The organism is Acinetobacter sp. YH12208 (genome assembly GCF_013418055.1).
Lineage (GTDB): Bacteria > Pseudomonadota > Gammaproteobacteria > Pseudomonadales > Moraxellaceae > Acinetobacter > Acinetobacter pseudolwoffii.
Window position 1 is genome coordinate 20,911 of sequence record NZ_VPCT01000019.1, and the last position, 20,020, is coordinate 40,930.

Annotated in this window: 15 protein-coding genes; 7 read left to right on the top strand and 8 right to left on the bottom strand. The window is 43.9% G+C overall.

Annotated features, from left to right (window positions below; genetic code table 11):
• Window positions 1-104: 104 nt before the first annotated feature.
• Entirely contained in the window at window positions 105-1,427 is a 1,323-nt protein-coding gene (locus tag FTU95_RS13400; protein WP_100357655.1) for a hypothetical protein, read from the top strand.
• A complete protein-coding gene (locus tag FTU95_RS13405) occupies window positions 1,408-1,695 on the top strand; it encodes a chorismate mutase (protein WP_005173592.1) in 288 nt (95 codons plus the stop codon). The genes FTU95_RS13400 and FTU95_RS13405 overlap by 20 nt, the downstream gene beginning before the upstream one ends.
• 121 nt (window positions 1,696-1,816) lie before the next feature.
• Here the strand turns inward: FTU95_RS13405 and FTU95_RS13410 are convergent, their stop codons facing one another.
• From FTU95_RS13410 to FTU95_RS13420, 3 genes are all read right to left on the bottom strand, one after another.
• A complete protein-coding gene (locus FTU95_RS13410) occupies window positions 1,817-3,112 on the bottom strand; it encodes a solute carrier family 23 protein (protein ID WP_180078774.1) in 1,296 nt (431 codons plus the stop codon).
• Window positions 3,113-3,408: 296 nt separating this feature from the next.
• The gene (gene ppc / locus FTU95_RS13415) at window positions 3,409-6,093 is read right to left on the bottom strand and encodes a phosphoenolpyruvate carboxylase (RefSeq protein WP_180078776.1); all 2,685 of its coding nucleotides are present in this window, start codon (window positions 6,091-6,093) and stop codon (window positions 3,409-3,411) included.
• A gap of 150 nt (window positions 6,094-6,243) precedes the next feature.
• Window positions 6,244-6,867, bottom strand: coding sequence for a TetR/AcrR family transcriptional regulator (locus tag FTU95_RS13420; protein WP_100329647.1), 624 nt, complete (start codon window positions 6,865-6,867; stop codon window positions 6,244-6,246).
• 148 nt (window positions 6,868-7,015) lie between these two features.
• On the opposite strand from FTU95_RS13420, the gene FTU95_RS13425 reads away from it, so the two are divergent.
• From FTU95_RS13425 to FTU95_RS13445, 5 genes are all read left to right on the top strand, one after another.
• A complete protein-coding gene (locus FTU95_RS13425; RefSeq protein ID WP_180078778.1) occupies window positions 7,016-8,119 on the top strand; it encodes an efflux RND transporter periplasmic adaptor subunit in 1,104 nt (367 codons plus the stop codon).
• A 2-nt stretch (window positions 8,120-8,121) separates the two neighbouring features.
• Window positions 8,122-11,259, top strand: a complete 3,138-nt coding sequence (locus tag FTU95_RS13430; protein ID WP_180078780.1) for an efflux RND transporter permease subunit — start codon at window positions 8,122-8,124, stop codon at window positions 11,257-11,259.
• A gap of 130 nt (window positions 11,260-11,389) precedes the next feature.
• Window positions 11,390-11,767 (top strand): hypothetical protein, encoded by a 378-nt coding sequence (locus FTU95_RS13435; protein WP_004280853.1) that lies wholly within the window; start codon window positions 11,390-11,392, stop codon window positions 11,765-11,767.
• Between the two features lie 104 nt (window positions 11,768-11,871).
• Window positions 11,872-12,990 (top strand): molecular chaperone DnaJ, encoded by a 1,119-nt coding sequence (gene dnaJ, locus FTU95_RS13440; RefSeq protein ID WP_005094779.1) that lies wholly within the window; start codon window positions 11,872-11,874, stop codon window positions 12,988-12,990.
• A gap of 305 nt (window positions 12,991-13,295) precedes the next feature.
• Window positions 13,296-13,766 carry a spore coat U domain-containing protein gene (locus FTU95_RS13445; RefSeq protein WP_159138977.1) on the top strand — a complete coding sequence of 157 codons (471 nt, stop codon included), beginning with the start codon at window positions 13,296-13,298 and terminating at the stop codon, window positions 13,764-13,766.
• A 12-nt stretch (window positions 13,767-13,778) separates the two neighbouring features.
• Here the strand turns inward: FTU95_RS13445 and FTU95_RS13450 are convergent, their stop codons facing one another.
• The 5 genes from FTU95_RS13450 to FTU95_RS13470 all read right to left on the bottom strand — a co-directional run bounded on the left by FTU95_RS13450 (window position 13,779) and on the right by FTU95_RS13470 (window position 19,840).
• Entirely contained in the window at window positions 13,779-14,765 is a 987-nt protein-coding gene (locus tag FTU95_RS13450; protein ID WP_180078782.1) for a spore coat U domain-containing protein, read from the bottom strand.
• Entirely contained in the window at window positions 14,756-17,101 is a 2,346-nt protein-coding gene (locus FTU95_RS13455) for a fimbria/pilus outer membrane usher protein (RefSeq protein WP_180078784.1), read from the bottom strand. The genes FTU95_RS13450 and FTU95_RS13455 overlap by 10 nt, the downstream gene beginning before the upstream one ends.
• A 37-nt stretch (window positions 17,102-17,138) precedes the next feature.
• Entirely contained in the window at window positions 17,139-17,888 is a 750-nt protein-coding gene (locus FTU95_RS13460; RefSeq protein WP_166134614.1) for a molecular chaperone, read from the bottom strand.
• 24 nt (window positions 17,889-17,912) lie between these two features.
• Window positions 17,913-18,452 carry a spore coat U domain-containing protein gene (locus FTU95_RS13465; RefSeq protein ID WP_180078786.1) on the bottom strand — a complete coding sequence of 180 codons (540 nt, stop codon included), beginning with the start codon at window positions 18,450-18,452 and terminating at the stop codon, window positions 17,913-17,915.
• 596 nt (window positions 18,453-19,048) lie between these two features.
• The gene (locus tag FTU95_RS13470) at window positions 19,049-19,840 is read right to left on the bottom strand and encodes a hypothetical protein (protein ID WP_005166851.1); all 792 of its coding nucleotides are present in this window, start codon (window positions 19,838-19,840) and stop codon (window positions 19,049-19,051) included.
• Window positions 19,841-20,020: the final 180 nt, after the last annotated feature.

The following is a 20,020-nucleotide window of genomic DNA, read 5'->3' on the forward strand; positions in this document are numbered from 1 at the left end:
TTACACCATGCAGGGCTTTGGCTCTGCGATCTTAAAAATAGATTATTCTGCGCAGATTTAGCTTTGTCGAGCTGCGCACTGTCATTCTTGTCGAGGCCGATCTCATGTCCCTGTTACGCCGTTGGTTTGATCCAATCCGATCGAGTTGGTTTTACCAGAAACCAATCCGTCAAACGGTGTTATCTATTCAAGATGGGCTGAGTATCCATTTAAGACTGGATGATGTGTACAGCTATCTGGCGGTACAGCAGTTACCGCAGCTTGAAGAAATTTTAAGTCCGCAGCTCAAGCCGCTGAAAGTCGTCATTTCCAGTGCGCATGCAGAACCCCCCAATCAGATGTCTTTTGAGGAATGGCAGCATTACACGATTAATGATGCCAAGATCTTGTCGAAACAGCATCGTTTCAGTTTTCATGACACGCCAGAATTGCCAAGCGCTGAAGCCTTGCAACAGGCGGAACTGATTTTACGGCGCACCCCGCTACGCGGGCAGGATTTCCTGTATCTGCTGGAAGATGTATTTCATATGCTCTGGCAAAAGCAGACCGGAAAATTACGTACCTTATATGCCATGGCCAGCCGCCATCATCAGCCACAGGATTTTCCCGAACGCATTTTTGACCAGACCCCGGTTCTGGCCAGCTATTTTGATTTGGGGGGCCGCCAGTATCAGGCGGTGGATGACCTATTACGTCTGACTCGGCGTCTGGAGCAGCAGAAACTGCTCACCGGCAATCCGATTTTCCTGATCAATCATATTGAATGGCGTGAGCATCTGATCAGTGATGCCGAAGAGCTGAACGAGATCCAGTCGATGGACCCGGAACTGGATTTATATATTGCGCTGGAAGATCCGATTTCCTGGTTGTTGCTGGCCTATATCAAAGAAGAACTGGCGGATTATTATAATATCCAGCTGAAAGTCTATCCTTTGTCTTACCGTGGCCGGGATGAGTTTGACTGGAGTCTGGCCACGCGTTTATCGAAACGGACTGAGGTCGAATTTACCCCGTTCTGCCGTCCGACTGAGCCGGCGATTGCCCCCATGGCGCAGTTATTTTATAGCTGTCCTGAAGAACAGCGCATTGAGGCCATGTATCAGATCTTGCAAGCTGTCTGGACCCGTGGTCAAGACTTGTCCTATGCACCGCATTTCCAGCGTATGCAGCAGCAACTCAACATTGCCGAGCTGAGCCAGGACGATATTCTGGCCAAGTTGCAGGACAATGATATACTCTGTGAAATGAAGTCGCAGCCGAACTTTCCGGTACTGGAATTGCGCATCGATGATCAAAGTTATACATTTAATAGCTTATATCGGGTCTGGATGATTGAAAGTATTTTCAGTAATGTGTTAGAAGAAAAGTATAAGAGTAATAATCAAACTGAAAGTGAACTGAAAAAACATGGAAAAGATCAAAGCTGAATCATTAGAACATGCACGTCAACAGATCGATGCCATTGATACAGCTTTAGTTGAGCTGATCGCTGCGCGTCAATTTTATGTTGATCAAACCACCCGTTTTAAAAAAACTGAAACCGATTTACAGTCACCGGAACGTATGGAGCAGATTGTAGAACATGTCAGAGCACTGGCGCAGCAGCAGGGCGTCGATCAGGAATTTATTGAACATCTGTATCGTGAAATGTTTCATTATTTCATTCAACGTGAATTGAAAGAGTTTCGCCCTTAACCAGACTTGTGCTTTAACAGAAGCCTTGCGGGGCTTCTTTTCATTTCTTTAATCGCAAAGTTGCAAAATACAAAGATAAAAAAAGCAGCCATTCGGCTGCTCAATACTTTTATTTCGAGTTTTATTTTTTATCGGCCAGACTAAAGAACCAGTTCAGGATTAATGCGGCAAAAGTTGCCGTACCAATACCACCCAGATTAAAACTGCCAAATGTCAGGGCAAAATCACCGGTACCTAAAATAATGGTCACTGCAGCCACCATCAGGTTTTTGTTTTGCGAGAAATCGACTTTATTTTCAATCCAGATTTTGGCACCGGCAATGGTAATCAAACCAAAGACCACAATCGAAGCACCGGTCAGAATCGCGGTGGGAATGGTATGAATCACCGCCCCAAACTTGGGTGATAAACCCAGGAAGATCGCAAAGACACCAGCCACTGCAAAAATGATGGTCGAATAAACCCGTGTTACGGCCATGACCCCAATATTTTCACCGTAGGTGGTCATGCCCGGGGCACCCACACCGCCTGCCAGAGTGGTTGCAACACCATCTGCAACAAAGGCTTTACCAATATGCGGATCCAGATTCTCTCCGGTCATCGCGCCTACCGCTTTGATATGTCCCAGATTTTCAGCCACCAAAATCAGTGCAATCGGTGCAATGATCAACATGGCATTGACTTCAAAAGTCGGTGCGTGGAAGGTCGGTAACCCGAACCAGGCGGCTTGCTGAATGGGCAGGAAATTGATCGCAGTGCCATAACCCATAATATTGCTGAGCACGAAATAGATCAGATAGGCCAATAACAGCCCCACCAATAATAGCAGGCGTTGTAGCAGGCCCTTGGTAAAGACGGCAATTGAGCCCATACACATGACGGTAACCAGAGACATCCACATATTAAAGGTGTTGCCCATCACGCTTTTTACCGTCACCGGTGCCAGGTTTAGACCAATGATCATCACTACGGCACCGGTCACCACCGGTGGCATCAGCTTTTCAATCCAGCGCGTGCCGGTCGCCATGACCAGAAAACCCATCAGGGCATAGAAGATACCACAGGCAATGATACCGCCGGCTGCGACGCCAATATTGGGGTTGAGTCCACCACCACCGGCATAACCGGTTGCCGCGATGACCACACCAATAAAGGCAAAGCTTGAACCTAAATAACTTGGAACCCGGCCACCGGTAATCAGAAAGAACAGGATGGTACAAATCCCTGACATTAAAATGGCCAGGTTAGGGTCAAAGCCCATTAAAAAAGGTGCCAGTACAGTCGCGCCAAACATGGCAAAAGCATGTTGTACACCCAAAACGACCGTTTGTACGGGTGGCAAATACTCTGCGGTACCTACTGGGCGTGCATCGATGCTGCCCTCATAAGGGCGCCATTTGGGAAACCAACTGGACATAAAATGAGCACTCGAAAGATAAATTGTGCACATCATACTCTTGTTCTTTAGAAGATTTAATCACTTAAACAAAATTTTTGTTCAAATTAATTCTATGACTTTATTTAATATTTTACCGGGTGGTAAAAGAATTTTGAGTTAAAACTAAAGTGAAATCAGTAGATTAATTTCTTATAATCAATAGGGCTATGTATAAATAAATCTGATTTACTATATAAAATAAAATATTTCTTGGCTATTGACTGCTCAATAAAAAAGCACATCGCGAAGATGTGCTTTTAAACGGTCTGTTTGGATTAACCGGTATTGCGTAAACCCGCAGCAATTCCGGCAATACTGACCATCAGGGCATGATCCACCGGGGTATTTTCAGCTTGCTGCTGTTGCAGATAGAGACGACGACGTTTCATCAGCTCGGCTTGCAGTAAATGTAGTGGCAACAAATACGGTTTACGGACTTTCATGGATTGATCCAGGACGCCGTTGCTACTCAGCAATTTGGATTCACCCTTTAACGTCAGTAAGGTCTGTACAGCATCCTGCAAACGCTGGCGCAGCTCTGTGCCGAGTACTTTGAGATCTTCATCTTGGGTCAGATGTGATTCATAGTACAAGGCCACATGTGCATCGGCTTTGGACAGCACCATTTCCAGCATATCAATCAGGGTCTGAAAATATGGCCACTCTGCCAGCATCTCATCGAGTACCGCCCGTTGCCCCTGATCCAGTACTTTATTCAGCGCGGCACCGGTACCCAGCCAGGCAGGTAACATCAGACGAATCTGGGTCCAGGCAAATACCCACGGAATCGCACGCAAGGACTCAATCCCGCCACTGACTTTACGTTTCGCCGGCCGTGACCCCAGCGGCAGCATTTGCAGTTCAAGTTCCGGAGTGACAGTGCGCAGGTATTTGACAAAGTGCGGGTTTTCCCGCACGGTCTGGCGATAGACCTGAACCGAGAGTTCGGTCATTTGATGCATCAAGTCGCGCCATTCCTGTTTCGGCTCGGGTGGCGGGAGCAAGGTCGCTTCTAAGGTCGCAGCGGTATAAATTTCCAGATTCTGCAGGGCAATCTCTTCCAGTCCGAATTTAAAGCGGATCATTTCGCCCTGTTCAGTCACCCGAATCGTGCCTGAAATCGACCCCGGTGGCTGTGAGAACAAGGCTTGCTGGGTTGGCGCACCGCCACGGCTGATCGAACCGCCCCGGCCATGGAACAGGGTCAGCTGAACGCCATGTTGCTGGGCAATCGTCGTCAGTTCTTCCTGGGCACGGTACTGCGCCCAGTTGGCCGACATAAAACCGGCGTCTTTGGCTGAATCCGAATAGCCAATCATCACTTCATGCTTGCCCTGAATATGCTGTTTATACCAATGCATATTGAACAGGGTCGACATGGTCTCGGCTGCGCCGTCCAGATCTTTGAGGGTTTCAAACAGCGGTACCACTCGTAATGCGTGCTTGATACCCGCTTCTTTTTGTAGAAGCAATACCGCCAGCACATCACTTGGATATTCCGCCATGGAAATAATATAGGCACCCAGAGACTCACTTGGCTGTTCTGCCAGGGTGCGCATGGTGGCAAAGACTTCCTGTACATCCGGGTGCTGAATCAGACTGCCGGCTGGTTCATTCAGATGTTTTGGGAGCAAGGGACGTTTGCTTTGCAATTCTTGCAGTAAAAAGTTTTGACGTGCCTGTTCGGTCCAGGTGTCAAAATTTCCCAGCCCTAAATATTCGGTAATCGCCGAGATCGCCTGACGGTGACGTCCTGATTCCTGACGAATATCCAGTTTCAGTAACTCAATCCCAAAGCTGTTGACCCGGTAAATAAAGTCCAGCAGGCTGCCATTGGCAATTTCGGCCAGATTGCAGTCCATTAAGGAGCGATAGCAGGTCAATAGTGGCTGTAATAGCTCATCTTTACTTTTAATGACTAAACTCTCATCGGCATCATTGCCCTTTAATTTTTCTGCCAGCCAGTGTCGGGTCGCTTTCAGGCGGCTACGGGTATCACGTAAATATTCACGGTAGGGTTCCGGATGATCCAGACCCAATGCCTCGGAGATTTCCGTACTACATTGCTGAATGGAGAGTTCCCAGCGCAGGTTTTCAATATCGCGTAAATACAGATCGGCAGCTTTCCAGCGTGACAGCCACAGCACTTCTTGCGTCACATTATGGGTAACATTCGGGTTGCCATCGCGGTCACCACCCATCCAGGAAGCAAAACGTACCGGTGCAATATTTAAGGGCAGGTTCTGGCCGCATTGTTGTTCGACCATGTCATTTAGTTCCCGGATAAATTTCGGGACTGCATTCCACAGGGTCTGTTCAATGGTCGTAAAGCCCCATTTGGCTTCATCGATCGGGGTCGGACGATGCTGACGAATTTCATCGGTTTGCCAGGCCGAGCTAATCAGCTGTTTCAGATCTGCCAACACCGCCTGACGTTCACGCGGCGTGAGTTTCTGCTGATCGAATTTGGACAGGGCATTATTGATACCATCATATTTCTGGATCAGGGTGCGGCGGCTGACTTCTGTCGGATGCGCGGTCAGTACCAGTTCAATTTTTAATTCACAGATTTGCTGGTACAGCGTGTCGGCAGAAATCTCCTGCTGTTTAAATTTTTCAAATAACGGTACCAGAGGATTAGGGGATTCTGCCGTGTCATCGAATTCGCTTTGGCGACGACGACGCACCACATGATATTGTTCGGCAATATTGGCAAAGTTCAAAAAATGGGTAAAGGCACGGGTTAGAGGCAGGATTTCCGCATCTTCCAGACTCAAAAATAATTGTTCTAGCTGTTTTTCTGCTTCGACCTGTCCATCACGTGCGCCTTTAGATAAAGCACGAATCTGCTCAATCTGATTAAACAAATCCTGCCCCGCATGTAATTTTAAGGTTTCCCCCAGCAAATTACCCAGTAAGCGTACGTCTTCGCGTAGTGGTGCATCAATTTGTTGAATCATTTTTATATTCCCTTAAATGCTTGCTTTGACTATACCGCGACTGTAGGACAATCCAAGTCCTTTACAGACAAAAGTTGCAGATATTTTGCGGTTTTTTTAGCAAATTTTAGCCAGTATCCTGTCGCCAGCACTCAAGCGATCAGAAGGAATTTAATCAGCAATGGCATATTTCAGCATAAACAGCTCAATCGCCTGACTAATGATCTGCTGCTGTTCTGTACTGGAGGGCGGAGCTGTAAGTCCGAGCAGGATTTTTTGATGACGTGTTCCGGTCAATAGGGACACGATCAGTTCGGTCTGTTTCTCGGGTCGATCGACCTGAATAAACTGGTAGTGCTGCGCCAGCGCAAAGAAATCATGCCAGACCGCCTCCAGTTTGGCATGCGAGGCCTGATAAAACTGCTCTGCCAGCGGGCTTTGCTGCGAGGCCAGCTCCATGAGTAATAGGTCCAGTTTGATGGCTTCAGGCAGGCTAATAATATTCAAAGCGCGTAAACAGGCCCGATAAAATTCCTGAGCAAAGTCACTGCTTGGCTGCAAGACCTGCGGATGCTCATGCAGAATGGCTTCACAGGTATCTTCAATGGCACAGCTGAACAGCGTCGCTTTGTCCTGGAAATGGTTATACACCGTCAGTTTGCTCACCCCTGCTTCACGGGCAATCTGGTTCATGCTGGAGGCATGATAACCATGCGCTAAAAATAGCGCTTTGGCCGCGCTCAGGATGCGTTGGCGTTTCTCCAGATCTTTCGGTCGTCCTACAGGTATTTGCACAATTTCTTCCAAAAAAAGTCAACTTGGTCATTGCTTTGAGGGTTCTGTTGTAATTAGTGTACCGGGTGGTATATTAATTAAAAAATAAGCAATTCAATATATCAGCATAGTTTGCCCGAAAAAAGATGATCAGATAAGAGCGAATAAGATGAGCAGGATTTACAGCGTGTTGGCTGGCATGATGATACTTTGCAGTGTGACCTTAAATGGATGCAGTAAAGATACAATCGCCGCAGAACAGGAAATTCCCTTTGTCATGGTGACCACACCGAGCACTTCACAGCATGAACTGAAAAGTTATGCCGGCGATGTGCAGGCGCGTCAGCAAACAGCACTGGCCTTTCGGGTAGCGGGACAGGTGACCCAGCGCTTCGTCGATGTCGGGGACCAAGTCAAAGTCGGACAGGTGCTGGCCACACTGGATGTAAAAGATGCCCAGTTGCAGCTGAATGCGGCACGTGCCCAGCTGGAAAACGCGCAGTCTGCCAGTAAAATTGCTCAGGATGAACTACAGCGTTTCAAGCAGCTGTTACCGGTCAATGCCGTGAGTCGCTCGCAATATGATGCCATCGATAATCAATATAAAGCTGCACAGTCGAGTCTGAAACAGGCGCAATCCAATTATGCTACTGCCAAAAACCAGACCACTTATAACCAGCTGATTGCCACTAAAAATGGCGTGATCACGGCACGCAATATCGAAACGGGTCAGGTGGTCGCAGCCGGGCAAGCGGTATATGAGTTAGCCATTTCCGGTGAGCGTGAAGTGGTGATTGGCGTGCCGGAACAGGCCATTTCAGAGGTCAAGGTCGGACAGCCTGCCACGGTGACTTTATGGTCCAAACCTGAAGAAAAATTTAGTGCCTTTGTCCGTGAAATATCACCAGCTGCGGATCAGTCCCGTACCTTCCGGGTCAAAGTCTCACTGCGCGAAGGCAATGCTCAGATCCAGCTCGGACAAAGTGCCCGGGTGTTTTTTCAGCACAGCCGGGACAATAGGCTCAGTGTACCGCTGTCCAGTGTCTCAGCCACAGATCAACAAGCCTATGTGATGCTGGTCAAGCCGGATCATACTGTACACAAAGTCCCGGTGACTTTAGGGGCTTATGGTCGCGATAGCGTACCGGTACTCAGTGGCCTGAAAGCGGAAGATTATGTGGTGATTGGCGGCGTACATTTGCTGCGTGACCAGCAAAAAATCAATCCGATTAATCGTGAAAACCGTCCTGTGACCGTTCAGGCAGGGAGTTAAATATGAACTTTAACCTGTCGGAATGGGCTTTAAAGAATAAGGGCCTAGTACTGTATTTTATGATCCTGCTCGGGCTGATTGGCATCGTGTCCTATTCCCAGCTGTCGCAAAGTGAAGATCCGCCTTTTACCTTTAAAGTGATGGTCATTCAGACCTACTGGCCGGGTGCCAGTGCCAAAGAAGTGTCCTTACAGGTCACGGATCGGATTGAAAAGGAACTGATGACCACGGGGCAGTATGACCGCATCATGGCCTATTCGCGTCCGGGTGAATCCATGGTGACCTTTATTGCCAAAGACTCGCTGGCTTCGAAAGATGTGGCTGATGTCTGGTACAACGTCCGCAAGAAAGTCAGCGATATCCGGCATGAATTGCCGCAAGGAGTACAAGGCCCCTTCTTCAATGATGAATTTGGCGATACTTTTGGCAATATCTATGTGCTTAAAGGCAAAGACTTCGATTATGCGACCCTCAAGGAATACGCCGACCGTTTGCAGTTACAACTGCAACGGGTCAAAGATGTCGCCAAAGTCGATTTAATCGGCCTGCAAGACCAGAAAATCTGGATTGAGATTTCCAACACCAAAGCCATCCAGCTCGGAGTTCCAGTCAGCGCCATTCAGCAGGCTTTGCAGCAACAAAATGCCATGACCCATGCCGGTTTTTTTGAAACCGGCTCAGACCGGATTCAGGTTCGGGTCAGCGGTGCCTTAAACAGTATTGAAGAATTACAGCAACTGCCACTTTTGATAAATGGCAAAACCATTCAGCTGGGAGATGTCGCTGAGATCTATCGCGGCTTTAGTGATCCGGCCCAACCCCGGATGCGTTTTATGGCTGAAAATGGCATTGGTATTGCCGTGTCCATGCGCAAAGGCGGCGATATTCTGGCACTGGGCAAACATCTGGAACAGGAATTTGCCCGTCTGCAAAAAACCTTGCCCCTTGGCATGGAGCTGCAAAAAGTCTCCGATCAGCCAGTGGCAGTCGAACGCAGCATTAATGAATTTATGAAAGTGCTGGCAGAGGCAGTAATTATTGTGCTGCTGGTCAGTTTCTTCTCGCTGGGTTTTCGTACCGGACTGGTGGTGGCCTTTTCGATTCCGCTAGTATTGGCAATGACCTTTGCCGGCATGCATTTATTTGATGTCGGCCTGCATAAAATTTCCTTGGGTGCCCTGATTCTGGCACTCGGTCTTCTGGTCGATGATGCGATTATTGCCATTGAAATGATGGCGATTAAAATGGAGCAGGGCTATAGCCGGCTTGAAGCAGCAGGCTTTACCTGGAAAACCACCGCCTTTCCAATGCTGACCGGCACCCTGATTACCGCCGCCGGATTTTTACCGATTGCCACAGCAGCATCGAGTACCGGTGAATATACCCGTTCTATTTTTCAGGTGGTCACGATTGCACTGCTGATGTCCTGGATTGCCGCGGTGTTATTTGTGCCTTATCTGGGCGATAAACTGCTGCCCAATTTCAACAAAGACTTGATACAAAAAGCGCCGTGGTATCAGCGCCTTTGGGCGCGTTTGCGCAAGCAGCCCGAACCTCAGCCGGTCGTGCATCATGCCGGCGAACAGCATGATCCTTATCAAACCCGGTTTTATCAAGGTTTTCGCCGTTGGGTAAATACCTGTGTGACCTATCGTAAGACCGTGATTACAGCAACGGTAGGAATTTTTATTCTCTCCATTTTAATGTTTAAGCTGGTGCCACAGCAATTTTTCCCGCCCTCGAATCGGGCTGAAATTCTGGTGGATCTCAAGCTCGAAGAAGGCGCCTCTCTGAAAGCCACCGAAGCTGCGGTGAAAAAAGTTGAAGCCTTTTTGTCGAAACAGCAGGGCATTGATAACTATGTGGCCTATGTCGGAATTGGTTCTCCGCGTTTCTATTTACCGCTGGATCAGCAGCTGCCGCAAACCAGTTTTGCCCAGTTTGTGGTGCTGGCATCCTCTTTGGAAGATCGTAACGAAATCCGTCAATCCTTGAGTGACCAGATTCGGCTGTTATTACCGGAAGTCCGTACCCGGGTGTCCCTGCTGGAAAATGGCCCTCCAGTCGGTTATCCATTGCAGTTCCGGGTCTCTGGTGAAGATCTGGGACTGGTTCGTGAATGGGCGCAGAAAGTCGCCGCAACCGTGGGCGATAATCCGAATACCACCAATGTACATCTAGACTGGGGTGAGCCGAGCAAAGTCATCAAACTGGAGATCGATCAGGATCGTGCCCGTCAGTTGGGCGTGACTAGCAGTGAGCTGGCCAATGTGCTGAACAGCTCGATTTTGGGGGCCGGCATTGATCAGTATCGGGAAAAGCGTGAACTGATTGAAATCCGTTTACGTGGTGCGCAGGCTGAACGCGTTGATGTCGCTTCTTTAAGCAGTCTGGCGATACCGACGTCACGTGGTACTTCGGTACCGTTGGCACAGCTTGCCAACATTGAATATAGCTTTGAAGAAGGCTTGATCTGGCATCGGAATCGTTTACCGACCATCACTGTGCGTGCCGATATTCGCACGGCCTTACAGCCGGCCACTGTGGTGAATGAATTACACGATTCACTGCACCAACTTCGAGCTGAGTTGCCGAATGGCTATCTGCTGGAAGTCGGCGGTACGGTCGAAGAATCCGCGCGTGGCCAGAACTCGGTCAATGCTGGCATGCCTTTATTCCTGGCGGTGGTGATGACCCTGTTAATGATTCAGCTCAAGAGCATCTCACGGGCCTTTATTGTATTCCTGACCGCACCTTTAGGCATTATCGGGGTGGTGTTATTCCTGTTACTTTTCAATAAACCTTTCGGTTTTGTGGCCATGCTCGGGACAATTGCGCTCTCTGGAATGATCATGCGAAATTCCCTGATTCTGATTGACCAGATCGAGCAGGATATTCAGGCCGGAGAATCCCCATGGGATGCCATTATCAATGCCACAGTCCGCCGTTGTCGCCCGATTGTCTTGACCGCATTGGCCGCTGTTTTAGCCATGATTCCCTTGTCCCGCAGTATTTTTTTCGGGCCAATGGCGGTGGCGATTATGGGTGGTTTGATTGTGGCAACATTATTGACCCTGTTTTTCCTGCCTGCACTATATGCACAGTGGTTTAAAGTGAAAAAAAGTTTAAATTCTGTTTAAATTTGTCATAATTTCAGGTGCGAAATTTGGAAATTTTCAATATAGTAGCACCTGAGATTTTTATAATTTAAAAAAATAAGTAACTACTGCATTGGCCGAACTGCCAATCCGGTAATGAGGTTAAACCAACATGACTCAAACTACATTAACCAAGATGCGACGTTCCGTAGCGATGGCTTATGTCTTCATGTTTTTGGCCTTATTTACGCTATTTAGTGGACTTTTTGCCTACTGGTTGGCCCGTAAAGTGACACAAGTCGATTATGCCGAAGTCTGGTTACAGGCGCAGGCCTTGTGGATCATGCGAAATATCGTGATTTATACCATTTTGGCGCTCTTTGCTGCGCTGTGGTTTATTCCGCTGTTTTTCTTTGCCTGGGACAGCCAGTTATGGGTCAAAGCCTGTGTCGTGACCGGGGTGATTTTCAGCTTTATTGCCTTTATTTTCCTGCTCAATGCCTGGTTTAAAGGCCTGCATAAATTCTCTCAAAATAAAGCTGTGTTCTAAAGCATATAATTTTTTTCATATTTCCCCTTGTAAAATCAGGTTTGACCCCAATTTCAGACCTCAGTTGAATATTAAACAAAATTCCGTGAGGAGCATCGCCAGACATGGCTAAACGTGATTATTATGAGGTTTTGGGCGTCGCTAAAACCGCTAGTGATGATGAAATCAAAAAAGCCTACCGTAAGTTGGCGATGAAATATCATCCAGACCGTAACCCGGACAATGCTGAAGCTGAAGATAAATTTAAAGAAGCAGCAGAAGCCTATGAAGTGCTGTCTGATGGTGAAAAGCGCAGCATGTACGACCGTATGGGCCATCAGGCCTTTGAAGGGGGTATGGGCGGCGGTGGCGGCTTCGGTGGTGGTTTCAGCGCAGAAGACATTTTCAGCCAGTTCGGTGATATTTTCGGTGGTGCTTTCGGTGGCGGCGGTGGTCGTGGCCAGCAACGTGCACGCCGTGGTTCGGACTTACGCTATGTGATGGAATTGACCCTGGAAGAAGCGGTCAAAGGCGTCAAGAAAACCATTACTTTTACTGCACCGGCACCATGTGATGCCTGTGATGGTAAAGGCTCAAAAAATCCAAATGATGTAGAAACCTGCCGTACCTGCCATGGTGCCGGTCAAGTGCGTATGCAGCAAGGTTTCTTCTCGGTGCAGCAAACTTGTAGTACCTGTCGCGGTCAGGGCAAGATCATCAAGAACCCATGTAATAAATGTCATGGTTCAGGTGTGTCGGATCGTCAGCAAACGCTAGAAGTTACTATTCCTGCGGGTGTGGATAATGGCGACCGCGTACGCTTGACCGGTAAAGGTGAAGCGATTCGTGATGGTCAGTCAGGTGATTTGTACGTCGAAGTAGTGGTGCGTGAGCACGAAATCTTCCAGCGTGATGGTGCTGACCTGTATATGGATGTGCCGGTTTCAATCGCCGATGCAGCCTTAGGTAAGGAGGTTCAGATTCCGACTCTAGACGGTCGCGTAAGCCTGAAAATTCCTGAAGGAACGCAAACGGGTAAACTGTTCCGCTTACGTGGCAAAGGTGTTAAACCGGTACGTACCAGCATGCAAGGTGATTTGCTGTGCCGTATTGTAGTGGAAACTCCAGTGAATTTAAGTGCACGTCAACGTGAACTGTTGAAAGAGCTGCAAGAAACTATGGATGGTGAAGACAGTAAATCATCACCAAAGAAAAAATCATTCTTTGATCGTTTGTTTGATTGATCGAATGAAAATAAAGAAGGACGCTGCGGCGTCCTTTTTTGTGCTTTAAATTTATACTATGATAGAAATAGAATTAGGTACTTGAAATGGGATTTCGCATAAGAGTTTTTATGTTAAATCTAGCCTGTTTGCCCTTTTATTTTTGAATTGTTTACTAGATGGCAGCATAGTTGAGTAAAATCGAATAATATGATTAGAATCATGAAATTTAGTGCGTAATCCAGACTATTACTTTAAATAGTTAGCTTTTTACTCTCGACAATTCAGATTAATATAATTATCTATATTGGATATAGGCACATTCAATGAAAATTTTTAAATATTCATTTGTAATTCTAGCTGTAGTTTCAGTCTCTGCTTATACCATGAGTGACCGGCAGTCCACACAGTTTCAGGTCAAAATAAAAGTCAATGAAATTTGTGATATCGGCACAGGTTCTACTTCTAATATAGATTTTGGTACGATTTCTCGTAATACCCAAAATATCCAGGCAACGGGTAGTCTAAATGTCTCGTGTACCAATGGTACGCCTTACAATATTTCACTAAATAGTGATGGTACACTAAAGAATACTCAGGATGCTTCCTTGAAGCTTTCATATCGACTTTATCAAGATGCATCTATGAGCAAAGAATGGGGAAACAGCTCTGAAAATCTTTTTTCACAACACGGTACAGGACAAACTCAAAATATTACCATTTGGGGGAAAGTGCCTGATACTAACGTTCCTGCCGGTCAATATATAGATACAGTTACTGCTACGATTACCTATTAAATATAGAGTTTTCTAATAAGTTAAAGTCACAGTAATGGTATCGGAATATTTCCCTATACTGCTAATGCTTTGCGATGGGACCATCGCATAAACAGGGATAGTCTGGTGGGTTATAGAATATGAAGTATCCGCCTGCCAAATGTTCGAGTGACTTGGATCCTGATATAAACCGTATTGAATATAACTTCCTAAAGAATTTTTCATACGTCTTTGTGAGCCCAATGGATTTAGACCATTATTTAAACTTACCTTCATATTGGTACCCATTGGACATGCTAATTGAATAGTCCCTGAACGATATAAAGTATTATTCAATAGCTCCACTGAACCAAAATCTATATCTGATGCAGATAAAATCAAACAGCTATTTTCATAGTTAGAATTGACGACTATATTGTTAGTTGAGCTATTTTGACTAGCTAGAGCTTCTAAATCTGAAGGTGTTTCTAAGCCATAGCGATAAGCATAGTATAGCTTTATAGAAGTACTATTGGTTTTATAGGAGCCAGCAGGTACATTTTGTCCTGCAAGAACTTGACCATATATTTTGACTAATGTACTTGGATTTCCTGTATTAGCACCTACTTGAACAGACTGGCACTGAGCTGTGTTTTTAGCGTCTGAGTTTGGTATCTTGCGTGTTCGTGCGACATCATAATATAAGTTATAATTTAATAAGGAAGCAGGATAGTTATCATAGTTAATCATTGTGCGAGGATCTTTAGCCGCTGGATCTATACTATCAACTACCATACATATCTTATATGTCACGGGCTGACTCCAGTTTGAATTACATGTTACGGTAATATCCGTAGAAGCTGTCATCGAGCCTTGAATGTTCGCTGTGCCTAGGCTTAAATTACCTCCACTTACCCAGCAACTCTCTGCATAAGCAGATGAAGAGCATATGCTATAAGCTAAAAACAATAAGCTCATACAAGCTAAACGCTTGATGAGGCCATAAGCTTTGATTCGGTTAAATTGATGAGTTATTGACATACCACCCTTCCTAAATCGCTAAAACCTTCAAGAGTGGAAACTTCAGGAAGATTCACTTGGCATTGCTTAAGCTCATCGCCAATATATAATTTATTATTTTTCACATCATCTAAATATACAATACCATCATGAGCTACAATGGTTTTAGAAGGCTGCTGTATTGATGGTTGAATATCCCAAACCGATTTACCCACTGCGAGATTCTCTCCCTGATCATCGACTGCCTGTAATTGCACGGATTTCACTTGATACATTGGAAAACGAACGAATACACCACTTGCCTGACGAGGTACAACATCTTGCTGTGTGGTTTCTATTTTTAAATTTATTGGTAGGTTTAGGGTATCAACTGCTACACTATTATGCTGATATGGATTTAGACGATCCAATAGCAAATATCCTTTCTGATTAGTTTTACCAATCAAACGATTCTCCATACGCACCGGTACGCTAGCAATATTATCTGTTGAGACAATAGCAAATGAACCGTTACTCAAACGTGTGGGGAGTATCACATCTTTTAGAATAACTAAACCTCCGTTGACTGAGGCAAAAGCGCTGGTATTATTTTGTTGGTCTGATGCTGTATGTTGCACATTTAATTGTGCTAACCCATAGCGACCGAGATAGTCGATCTGCCCCTGAAACTGTGAGTATTGATCTGTACGATTGGCCATGGCTTGCCATCCCATCCCTCCCTGATCTTGATTTAGCGCATGCATTATATTGAGACCAAACTGTTGGTTATCATGACTACGCTGTATTGATGCTGTGGCTGAGTTGCGTTGCGCCCAAGGGATATTAAGTGATAGATAATAACTATCTTTTTTATTAATTAAATCATGACTATAACCTAAATTCATGTTCATACGTCGCGGCAAGATATAAGACCAGTTCAGCAATACAAACTTACTCTCTTGCTCTGTGTATTTTTGCTGGATATAGCTACTTCCCAACTGACCAATTTTAGTATTAAAACCTATATAAAATTGGTCTGATTTACTGGCAAATGCCGCATCATTCAAGCTGGCAATGTCATTAAACTCACCAAACTGTCGTAGTCCATTATAATTTAAACTTATTAATGTAGAGTTCCAGCTATAACCTAGGCCTAATAATTGTCCATGTTGCTCAGGTGTACGACTATAAGCATAAGAGAGATTAAGCTGCCCTGCACGTTTGCCTAATTGATAGAGTGTGCCTAGTCCTACCTGTTGCAATTGATCGGTCAATTCAGTATGTGTTTCCAGAGTAAGTTTATTTAATATTCCATAACGATAGCTCCCACTAAATGCAGGATCTTGTGCATAATCAAATGAAGATAAGCCATAATTTAACTTTGGATAACCTACATTAAAAGACCAGTCATTTAAGCCTTGTGCGAGTAGGTTATTTGTACCATATAAGGGAATACTCAGTACTTGCTGTTGGCCATTAATATCTGTAATGACCATTTGTGCATTGCCTGCACCTGTAATACTCGGTACTGATTGAATATCAAATTGCCCAGGTACTATATTTTCTGAAAACTGCTTAATACCATTAATTATTAAATCTACTTGTGAAGGCAATGCTACCTGGCCTTTAAAACTCATTAAGGGGGTCGTCACGGTATAGGGTTGTAAAGCGAAATTTTTCGACAAGCTAAGACCACTCAATCGAGTAGAGCGTGTCCATGATAGTGCATTACTTTGTGCATCACCTAAACGTAGTCTAAGCAATTTTTCTGGGATATCTTTTTCCCAATATGTATCCAGTATATGATGATTTATAAAGGCATTATCTTGATATTGGTAGTTACCAGAAAGGCTGAATACCCCACCAAATAGCCCAAAAACACGAAATTCATTCCAACCATTTAAAGAAAATATATTCTCATACTGCTGAGCAAAAGCAGTGTAATTGAGTAAGACACCTGTTTTTTCATGCAATGGATTAACTTTTGCAGCAGGCAGATGCTGATAGCCATATTGATGTTGACTGCTTAACAGTGTAATAGGTACTTGGATTGAGATTTTTTGATTGAGGTCGTCATATTTATAGCTTAGCCCTTCAATCTGATCAAGTGCGATATAGGATACCTGATCAATTATGATTGGTTCTATCTCGGTAGTAATGGCGAAATTTTTTAAGGAAGCTACATCAATATAGAGTTGCTGATCTTGTTGTAAAAAATGACCAATTTGAATCTGTGTAGACTGATTTACTTCTACATCCAAATACAATTCCTGTTGAATCGCACTGGCTATATTGGATGAGTATTGTTCTGCAAATGTTGTCGGTGCTGTGACCAGCATCATTCCTGCAAGTATAAAATTGCTTGCTCGAACATTCAATGATCAGAAACTCCCTATCCCTAAAGCTTATTTTGTATTAGGGAGATAATGGTAGAGTTTGTTCACGAAGATCCATATTAACTACAGCTATAAACTTTCCACCACGCGTAACATTTATATTATTTGGAATTTTCCATTGCATGCTTTTCCCACTAAGTACATAACCCATCAATCCCATTTGAATTGGTATTTTTTTGCCTTGCGCATCCATGTAGGCAAACTGACTAAAGCGCTTATAATGACCAGACTGATTGTTGATTGTTAGTGTTTGCTTATTATATTTAAAGCTCATACCTTGCAGGGATGTTATGCCTTGATCTGTATCATTAATGTCCGATACTTTTAAAAAAACAGGAATGGAATATTTGAGTAACAATTGTAGACCACTTTGTACATTAGTCTGGGAGTTAGGTAATTCATCCACGATGAGGCGATAAGCTTGTTCAGTCGTACTTGCTATTTGAGTATTGCGGATCAATCGAACCAATTGCCGTTGTCCGGCAGGAATGCTAATGACCATAGGACTAGCAATTAGATCTTTGGAGTTTGTTAAAATATCTTGTTGATTGCTTTGTGTCCAAGCGTTCACTCGTACTTGTGCACGAATACTCTCATTACCTGTATTGGTCAACCAAAGTTCTTTGACTTTTTCTTGCGGTGAAAATTCTAATAAAATAGGCGCAACTTGCAAACTGGCAGCATGCGCCTGTGTTATAAAAATACTAGCTGCCAAGATTCCTGCACCACAAATGTGGAATACATGAGAGAATTTGGCTGGCTTTTTCATGTGGACTCTTTACGATAATAAAAATTAATAAGTTACTGTGGCTGTGACGGTATCTGCATAGTTACCAGCGCGTACATTTGTAGAGCCAGATAATTTAGCAACTACCGGGATAGTCTGTACACTACCTGAACCAGTTGCAGAATATCGATTATTGTCGTTGTCCCACTCTGCTGTATCACTGGATGCTTTAAATAATTGATAAGCAATGCTAGACGTAGGGTCAGTCGTATGAGTCATTTTTCCACTACTAGATAAACCAACGCTGTAGGGTGTCTGACTGGTACAGGTTACATTTAGATTACCTGTTTTATCTGTTGCTGCGATACCACTATTTACTTTATCAAAATCGATATCTGTAGCACTGATCGCACATGTTGATACAACTTCAATTTTAACTTGGAAGGTTGTATCCGCAGCTTTAGTAGAAGCATTCGTCTGTCCTGCTATAAATACGCCAGAAGAAAGCAATAATGCTGTAGTGATAAAGTTTTTCATATAAGGGCCTATTAATAATGAAACAGATGGTTTTTTTAAAAACTTGCTGTTATTTTTTAATAGTTTCATAAAAAAATTTTACTACTAAAAAATAGAGTGTGAAACATATCACATTTTATGACTTTTTCAATATTTATTGACGTTATTTTAAGCGACTTTAATTCGTATCCTGGACGGCACACCCGACGCTGATTTAAGAAATCTAAATAATAAAAAACCCCAGCATCCTGCCGGGGTTTTTTATCGTTGCTGATTGTGCTGTTGTACCCTCTGGTCCATGTGCAATAACTTATAATTTTTGTTTTATGTTATGGAACATCCTGTTCCTGATGACTTGATCATAGGAAAATTCCAGTATGCCGCATAGCAGCAAAGGGCCGAGATTGATGTGAGCCTAAGCGTACAAAATAGCCTAAATTTTATCCCCAGCAATTGGGGATAGTTTTAAGGATTCAAGCATTGATAAAATTTAAAAAACCCCGAAATTGAGTGTTTTTTAGACGATTTTATTGGCGAAAGATTACAAAGTTGCTTAAAAAACACACGAGTTGTTAAAACGTCTGTTTTTTGATCTTTGGGGTTTTGGATTTATTGAGTTAACTATTTGATAAATAATACTATTTAAAAAGGCGTTTCGTATAACGCCCATTATGTTAAATGGGGAACTATTTAGTTAGTTTTTGAGGTGATGGAGCAGAGTTCCATGTACCTAATAAGCGCCAAATTGCACTATCTATCTCTTGCCATTTGTCCCAATTATTTAAATTCGTTTCCCACTGAACCCATATACCGCCATATTTATTGGGCTCATAACTCTCTCCTCTAATTTGAACAAATCGATTATCTACCGTATTTTCTAAAGCAACTACATCCAATAAAACACCAGCAACATCCTGTTCTTTGGATTTCCCATAACAACCATAGAAATTATCAGCCACTTTTTTTGGGTAACAAGTCAGACCATATTTTTCAAATTTTGAATTTTTCTTAAAAAATTCTTTCCTTTGTAAAAATGTCTTATATGTGTCTAATTTCTCAGCTCGCATATCTATGGTAAGACCTTCGATCCTGACTCTCACTTGGTCATCATGATCAGGTAAATAGCCATCTGTTGCTTGAAAATCTAAATTGCTTAATTTTAAATCAAACTGTAATTGTCGATTCGAATCAGGCATCGGCAAACTGTCAGCTTCTTGTTGTGCAATAGGTTCAAATTTTTCAGGTGTATAATCAATTGGAAATTGACCTAAATAGTGTTCTCGTGCAGGTCTATAAAACTCATAATCAAATTGATCAGGTATATGTTCTCGTCTCAGTCCAAGTTTCGCTTTAACTATCAATTGTGGATTCTGTTTCCATGTCACTAGATCTCCTTCCTGAGGAATATATGATTTTTCTTTAGGTGTACATCCTATAAGAAAAACCAAACATAAAGAGACCATTACTTTGTGCTGCATTATTTTTTCTCTTTAATAGAGTTTATTTTTTAAATCTGAATCAGTTTAGTTTCTCTAAAATTAACATAATACACGTTATACGAAGTTGAAAAAGGGAGCTTAAAGCTCCCTTTTTTACTAGTTTTTTTTAAATTGCTAAGCGTAAATTCAGTGCTTTTACGACTTTAATAACAGTATCAA